This is a genomic window from Rhizobium sp. SVR5-2C (assembly GCF_056755115.1).
The window spans coordinates 24,689-30,777 of sequence record NZ_JBNDHT010000078.1; the positions used below are offsets into that span (position 1 = coordinate 24,689).

Genomic DNA, 6,089 nt, shown 5'->3' on the forward strand with positions numbered 1-6,089 from the left:
GCGATGTCCACGGCTCCCCCACCAAAAACAGGGCGGCCGCAATAAAAATCCGGAGGATGAGACCATGAGAACGATCGCAACCGGGATTGCCGCACTTCTTCTGCCGCTGACGGCGCTTGCAGCCGACCCGGACCCGGCTCGCTTCCAGCTTGAACGGAGCGGCGATCATTTCGTCCGGCTCGATAAGCAGACCGGCGCCATGTCGCTTTGCGAGGAAAAGGATGGCTCGCTGGTCTGCCGCATGGCGGCGGACGAACGCGCCGCCTATGAGGATGAACTCGACCGGCTTTCCAGCCGCGTAACGGCGCTCGAGAACAAGAGCATCGTCAACAAGGCGCTCCCGACGGATGCGGAGGTCGACCGCTCGATCAGCATCATGGAGCGGTTCATGAAGAGCTTCATGGGGATGGTGAAGCAATTCCAGGAGGAGGAAAAGACCGCGCCTCTTCCGCAGAAGACCTAACTTGATATACTAAATCAGGGGGAACGCATGTGCGGCGGGGTTCCGGCGGACATTGCGGAAGACGAGATCGAACTCTTGGGAGGGAGTTTTCGATGCAGGAACAGACGATCATCATCGCGGATGACCACCCGCTTTTCCGGGATGCGTTGCGTCAGGCAGTGGCCGGCATGGACGGGCGGTGGATAGTCGAGGAAGCTGGCGATTTTGCAGCTGCGCGTGCTGCGGCAGGCGAACACCCTGAGGCGGATCTCATGCTGCTCGATCTCGCAATGCCTGGTGTTAGCGGTTTTTCCGGCCTCATGGCGCTTCGCTCCGAATTCGTCAGTCTGCCGATCGTCATCATTTCCGCGACGGATGATGCCACGACAATCCGGCGCGCCCTGGAACTCGGCGCCTCGGGTTTCATCTCCAAATCTTCGGGCATCGAAGATATTCGCCGCAGTATCCAGAGGGTGCTGGCCGGCGACATTGCCACACCTGAGGGTTATCGTGATGGGCAGGAACAGGATCCGGACGTCGCGGACCTCATCCATCGCCTCCACACGCTGACGCCGCAGCAGAGCCGGGTACTTACCATGCTCGCCGAAGGGCTGCTCAACAAGCAGATCGCCTACGAACTCGGCGTTTCCGAAGCAACGATCAAGGCGCATGTATCGGCGATCCTCCTGAAGCTCAATGTCGACAGCCGCACGCAGGCCGTCATCCAGCTCGGCAAGATCAACGTCGCGATGGTCGCCTAAGCCAGAACAGGATTTTATTCCTCTTGCCTCTTTACTCGGGGAAGGCTTGGCGTTAATCTTTCTTGCGATTGGAGAGCGGCGCCCGCGGCGCAGGATCACGCAAGATGCTGTCACACGAGCAGATTTGGGGAGCGATCGACAGGCTTGCCGAACGGCATGACCTGACGCCGTCCGGTCTTGCGCGCCGTGCCGGTCTCGATCCCACCTCGTTCAACAAATCCAAGCGGCTGTCTTCCGATGGCCGTCTACGCTGGCCGTCGACGGAATCGATCGCCAAGGTGCTCTATGCGACCGGGTCGACGATGGAGCAGTTCATGGGCTTCATGCAGCCCGCAAACGGCTTTTCCGGACGGGACAGCGCCTTTCCGCCGCCGACGAGTTCGATCCCCCTGCTCGGCTTTGCACAGGCCGGTGCAGGTGGCTTTTTTGATGATGGCGGTTTCCCGGCTGGCCAGGGGTGGGATGTTGTCGAATTCCCCATAGCGCCCTCGCAGAAGGCAGGTGTCTATGCCCTCGAAGTGCAGGGCGAGAGCATGATGCCGCTTTATCGCGACGGCGATGTGCTGATCGTGGAGCCCGGCGCACAGGTGCGCCGCAACGACCGTGTCGTCGTCAAGACCCGCGAGGGCGAAGTGATGGCCAAAGTTCTGCTGCGCCAGAGCCCGCGGTCGATCGAACTGTTGTCCCTCAATCCCGAACACCCAAACCGGACGATCGAGCTTTCCGACGTCGACTGGATCGCGCGCATTATCTGGGCCAGCCAATAGGAAAATCTTCCATGCGGCCTGCGGCGCTTCTGACAGCTGTTGCGGGAATGGGCGTTGTCGCCGGGATGCTGGCGGCTGGCAGGGCACGATTTCCCAAGCCGGATATGGAACCGACCGCGAGCGTTGAAGACGCGGCGACTCCCGAAGTTCAGGAACCCGTTGTGCCGCCTGCTGCCGCTCCCGACCCGAGGATCAGCATGAGAGCACGGCGGGTTGACGAATCCAGCAAATTCTATCCGGCCGAGGTGGATGGCAAGCCGCTGGAACGGGTTGCAGCGCGCGAACCTGAGAAGCCAAAACCGCAGCCGCAGAAAGCCGCAACGCTGCCGAGGCCAGTCGCAGAAAATGCAGGCGTTATTGCCTTCGGCGACAGGAAGCTACAGCTAGTAGGTATCGTTCCAACGCCGACTGACATGATCTGCAAAGGGCCCGATGGAAACGAATGGCCTTGCGGCATGCTTGCCAGAACGAATTTTCGGCTCTTTTTGCGGTTGCGCTCGATCACCTGCGATCTGAAGGACGCCAACTGGAGCGGTACCACGACGGCCTCCTGCAAGATCGGCACGCAGGACCTCTCCAAGTGGCTGGCGGAAAACGGCTGGGCCGATGCCGGCGCCGGATCGCCCCTCGTCGCCCTGGGCGAAAAAGCCAAGGCGCAGAAGAAGGGCGTCTACGGGGAGGACCCTCGCAAGGACGCATCGCTTGCCCCGCCGCCCGCAGCGCCGCCGGATGATCCGCTCGATCCCCTCTAGCCATGCCTTGTAACGGCGGCCGGAAATTCCTAATGTCCGGACAAAGCAGAGGGAATGACCGAATGAACAAGCCGCTTTCCGCCCATGATGCGCTCATCTACGTGATGGTGATGGCATCCGCTGTCGATAGCACGATGAACGACCGCGAAATGCAACGCATGGGCCAGTTGATCGGCTTTCTCCCGGTCTTCAAGGATTTCGACGACGGCAAGCTGATTTCGATCGCCCGCGACTGCGCGGCGCTGCTCGCTGGACCGGAAGGTCTCGATGTCGTGCTGGAGACCGTGAAAGACACGCTGCCGGCGCGGCTTTACGACACGGCCTATGCGCTTGCGGTTGAAGTCGCCTCCGCCGACCTGTCGGTTAAAGCCGAGGAGTTGCGGCTGCTCAGCATGCTCCGCGATCGGCTGGGGCTCGACAAGCTTACGTGCGCCGCCATCGAGCGCAGCGCAATCGCCCGCTTCCGCAAGGGCTAGTACAGCCCGTACGGGAAATACCGCAGGTAAATTTCCTGCAGGCGGCCGTCTCTGGAAAGTGCTGCAAGCGCGTGATCGAGTGCCGCCGTCAGTACGCTGTCATTCTGCCGAAGCATGATCGTCATCCCCTCGCCGAGAAACTGCTCCGACATATAGGGGCCGTCAAAGAGTGCACAGCACCTCGCGGACGCCTGCGACGAGACCCAGAAGGACAGTTGCAAGGCATCAGCGAAGACGGCATCCACCTTCTTGTCTTTCAAGGCGGCAAGCAGAGCTTCCTTGCTATCGAAGGGTACGGCTTTTATTGCCGGGAAATAGGCCGCGAGCATAGCTTCATGGGCAGTCCCCTTGACGACCCCGACCGACAGGCCGGAGAGAGCCGCTGCAGTATCCCCTTTGATATCGGCTTTGACATTGCGCACGAAACGAGCGGGCAGCATCAGGTAGGGGCGGCTGAAGGTAAATTGCTTGCGCAATTCCGAGGTCACGGCCAGCCCGGCAATGACGGCATCTCCTTGAGAAGCCGCAAGCGCTTCCTTCAGATCGGCGAAGGGAAGCGCTTGGATTTCACACTTCGAAGCAACTTCCAGTTCGTCACATATTGCCCGCGCCAGGTCGACATTAAATCCTGCCAGCCTACCGTTCTGATCGGTAAAGTTGAACGGCGGGAAGTCGATGGAGGTCAGAAATCGCAGGCGAACAAGCGACGAAAGGTCCGGCTTGGCAAGGCGTTCGCGAGCATCGAAAAGCACCGGCAGCGATGACGCCCCCTGCTGCGCCGCGGCCGGTTCCGCGTGAACTGCAACCTGTGACAGCAAAAATATTAAAAATCCCTTAAAAACTAGGGATGCAAGGAAAGATTGTGTCATTATTATCCGGCCTGGGTTAGGGCGGGGGCATCGCCTCTCGGCGATGGTGTATCAGAGTCATGCGTACGGGGGAATATGCGCCAGGCGGCGCTGTCGTAGGCGACAGCGTGCGATCAACCATTCGTGCGCCTTCAGAGCAGCGTTGCCAAACTGCGGGAGACGGCGCGGACTTTCGCGACGAGATCGCCGTTCTCCTGAAGCTCGGTATCGGCAAGCCGACCATTGCGCGCGCGACCGAATTGGCGCGGCAAAACGGCACCACCATCGAAGATGAACTGCTGGCAAACGGCTGGATCAACACCGACAGCTATTACGCTGCCCTCGCCCGAATGCTGCGGCTCCCGTTCTTAGATGAGCTCGACATCCGGTTGATCCACGACAACGAGGCGCTTGATACCCAGCTCACCCGACCGACGATGGTGCGGCTGCATTACATGCAGCAGGGCATGCATGCGATGGTGCCCCCGGCTCGCCAGATAGCGGCGCTCAACGCAAGGTTCGAGGCGAAGCCAGAGCTCCGGCCGCAGTTCGTCGTAACAACGCCGAAAGCGCTGCGGGCGGCTGTCTGGAATGCCGGCGCCCGCCGACGGATCAACGATAGCGTCAATGGCCTGTTCGAGCGCAGCCCCGAACTGAGCGCACGGATAGTCCTGCTGGGCAAGCAGGGCTTCTTCGCGGGCGTCGCAATCACCGCCTTGATAACCGGCGCGATCTTCAACGACGCCGTGGTGTTGGCACTTCATGGGTCCATTTCCATATTCTATCTCGCGGCGATGATGATCCGGATCGTTGCGCTCACAAGCCGCCGGCATCGTTTTGGCAATCACGCCGCTCCTGAAGGACCGTTGCCGGTCTACACCATTCTCATTGCGCTTTATAAGGAAGCTGCGGTTGCGAGCCAGCTCGTCGCTTCGCTGAACCGGTTGAGATGGCCGGCATCGCGGCTCGATATCAAGCTGGTCTGCGAGGCGGACGACCATGAGACTATCGCCGCCTTGCGGGCGCAGGAACTCGGCCCGCAATTCGAGATCATCGAGGTGCCGCCTGCCAAACCTCGAACCAAGCCAAAAGCGTTGAACTATGCGCTTGCTGCCGCGCGTGGCGAACTCCTTGCGGTGTACGACGCCGAGGATCGTCCGCACCCGGATCAACTGCGGGAAGCTCATGCGACATTTGCCGCCAGCAGCAAGGAGATCGTGTGCCTGCAGGCGCCTCTGGTCATTGCGAATAGCGGCGATTCCTGGATTTCGGCTACATTCGCACTGGAATATTCTGCGCTGTTTCGAATGCTGCTGCCGATGCTCGCCCGCTTTCGCCTGCCGATGCCGCTCGGCGGTACATCGAACCACTTCAAGACGGAAGCCCTTAAGGAAGCCGGTGGCTGGGACCCTTACAACGTGACGGAGGATGCCGATCTTGGCATGCGTCTTTATCGGCGCGGATATCGCTGTGGGGTATTGAGCTGCCTAACGCTTGAGGATGCGCCGTCTACGCCCAAGATGTGGATACACCAGCGAACACGCTGGTTCAAAGGCTGGCTGCAGACTTGGCTGGTGCTGATGCGAGAGCCGCAAAAGCCGATGCGGGAGATGGGCCTGTTCGGCTTTGCTGTTTTTCAATTGCTTATCGCGGGAATGCTGCTTTCCTCGCTCGCCCATCCGTGGCTGTTTGTCTTTTTGGCGAGCGCCGCAATCGATGTCATTGTCGGAACGACGGCGAAACATCCCGTTGAATGGATCTTGTTCGGCATCGATTTCTGCAACGTCGTGTTCAGCTACATCATCTTTGTTGGGCTCGGGCGGATGAAACTGGACGGCAGCGAGCAAGCGGCAATGGGGCTGCGGTGGACCGGGTTGCCGCTCTACTGGCTCATGCTCTCGGCAGCAGCGTGGCGAGCCGTGCTGCAACTTAGAACAAACCCCTTCTTCTGGGACAAGACCCCGCATACGCCCAGTAAAAGGCGGGCATAGCCAAACCGAACGCGCCTAGAAATGCATGCCTAGAAATTGCACGGATCTAACC

General features: G+C 60.2%; 7 protein-coding genes. 6 read left to right on the forward strand and 1 reads right to left on the reverse strand.

Features of this window, described 5'->3' with window-relative positions:
* Positions 1–64: 64 nt before the first annotated feature.
* From ACPYOI_RS21250 to ACPYOI_RS21270, 5 genes are all read left to right on the forward strand, one after another.
* Complete coding sequence (locus ACPYOI_RS21250; protein ID WP_481416550.1) at positions 65–463, forward strand: hypothetical protein; 399 nt, start codon at positions 65–67, stop codon at positions 461–463.
* 92 nt (positions 464–555) lie between these two features.
* Positions 556–1,203 carry a response regulator gene (locus ACPYOI_RS21255; RefSeq protein ID WP_481416549.1) on the forward strand — a complete coding sequence of 216 codons (648 nt, stop codon included), beginning with the start codon at positions 556–558 and terminating at the stop codon, positions 1,201–1,203.
* 104 nt (positions 1,204–1,307) lie between these two features.
* Positions 1,308–1,970, forward strand: a complete 663-nt coding sequence (locus ACPYOI_RS21260) for a S24 family peptidase (protein ID WP_168828238.1) — start codon at positions 1,308–1,310, stop codon at positions 1,968–1,970.
* Between the two features lie 11 nt (positions 1,971–1,981).
* A complete protein-coding gene (locus tag ACPYOI_RS21265; RefSeq protein WP_481416548.1) occupies positions 1,982–2,722 on the forward strand; it encodes a thermonuclease family protein in 741 nt (246 codons plus the stop codon).
* Between the two features lie 62 nt (positions 2,723–2,784).
* A complete protein-coding gene (locus ACPYOI_RS21270) occupies positions 2,785–3,198 on the forward strand; it encodes a tellurite resistance TerB family protein (protein WP_168828236.1) in 414 nt (137 codons plus the stop codon).
* Here ACPYOI_RS21270 and ACPYOI_RS21275 read toward each other — a convergent pair.
* Positions 3,195–4,067, reverse strand: a complete 873-nt coding sequence (locus ACPYOI_RS21275) for a transporter substrate-binding domain-containing protein (protein ID WP_481416547.1) — start codon at positions 4,065–4,067, stop codon at positions 3,195–3,197. The two genes, ACPYOI_RS21270 and ACPYOI_RS21275, sit on opposite strands and share 4 nt — an antisense overlap.
* Positions 4,068–4,174: 107 nt before the next feature.
* Here ACPYOI_RS21275 and ACPYOI_RS21280 point away from each other — a divergent pair, with 107 nt between their 5' ends.
* Positions 4,175–6,037, forward strand: coding sequence for a glycosyltransferase family 2 protein (locus ACPYOI_RS21280; RefSeq protein ID WP_481416546.1), 1,863 nt, complete (start codon positions 4,175–4,177; stop codon positions 6,035–6,037).
* The last annotated feature ends 52 nt before the right edge of the window (positions 6,038–6,089 follow it).

What these genes read in the sequence shown, in the direction of transcription:
- ACPYOI_RS21270 (WP_168828236.1), top strand. Translation starts at nt 2,785, where the DNA reads ATGAACAAGCCGCTTTCCGCCCATGATGCGCTCATCTACGTGATGGTG.
- ACPYOI_RS21255 (WP_481416549.1), top strand. Translation starts at nt 556, where the DNA reads ATGCAGGAACAGACGATCATCATCGCGGATGACCACCCGCTTTTCCGG.
- ACPYOI_RS21260 (WP_168828238.1), top strand. Translation starts at nt 1,308, where the DNA reads ATGCTGTCACACGAGCAGATTTGGGGAGCGATCGACAGGCTTGCCGAA.
- ACPYOI_RS21275 (WP_481416547.1), bottom strand. Translation starts at nt 4,067, where the DNA reads ATGACACAATCTTTCCTTGCATCCCTAGTTTTTAAGGGATTTTTAATA.
- ACPYOI_RS21265 (WP_481416548.1), top strand. Translation starts at nt 1,982, where the DNA reads ATGCGGCCTGCGGCGCTTCTGACAGCTGTTGCGGGAATGGGCGTTGTC.
- ACPYOI_RS21250 (WP_481416550.1), top strand. Translation starts at nt 65, where the DNA reads ATGAGAACGATCGCAACCGGGATTGCCGCACTTCTTCTGCCGCTGACG.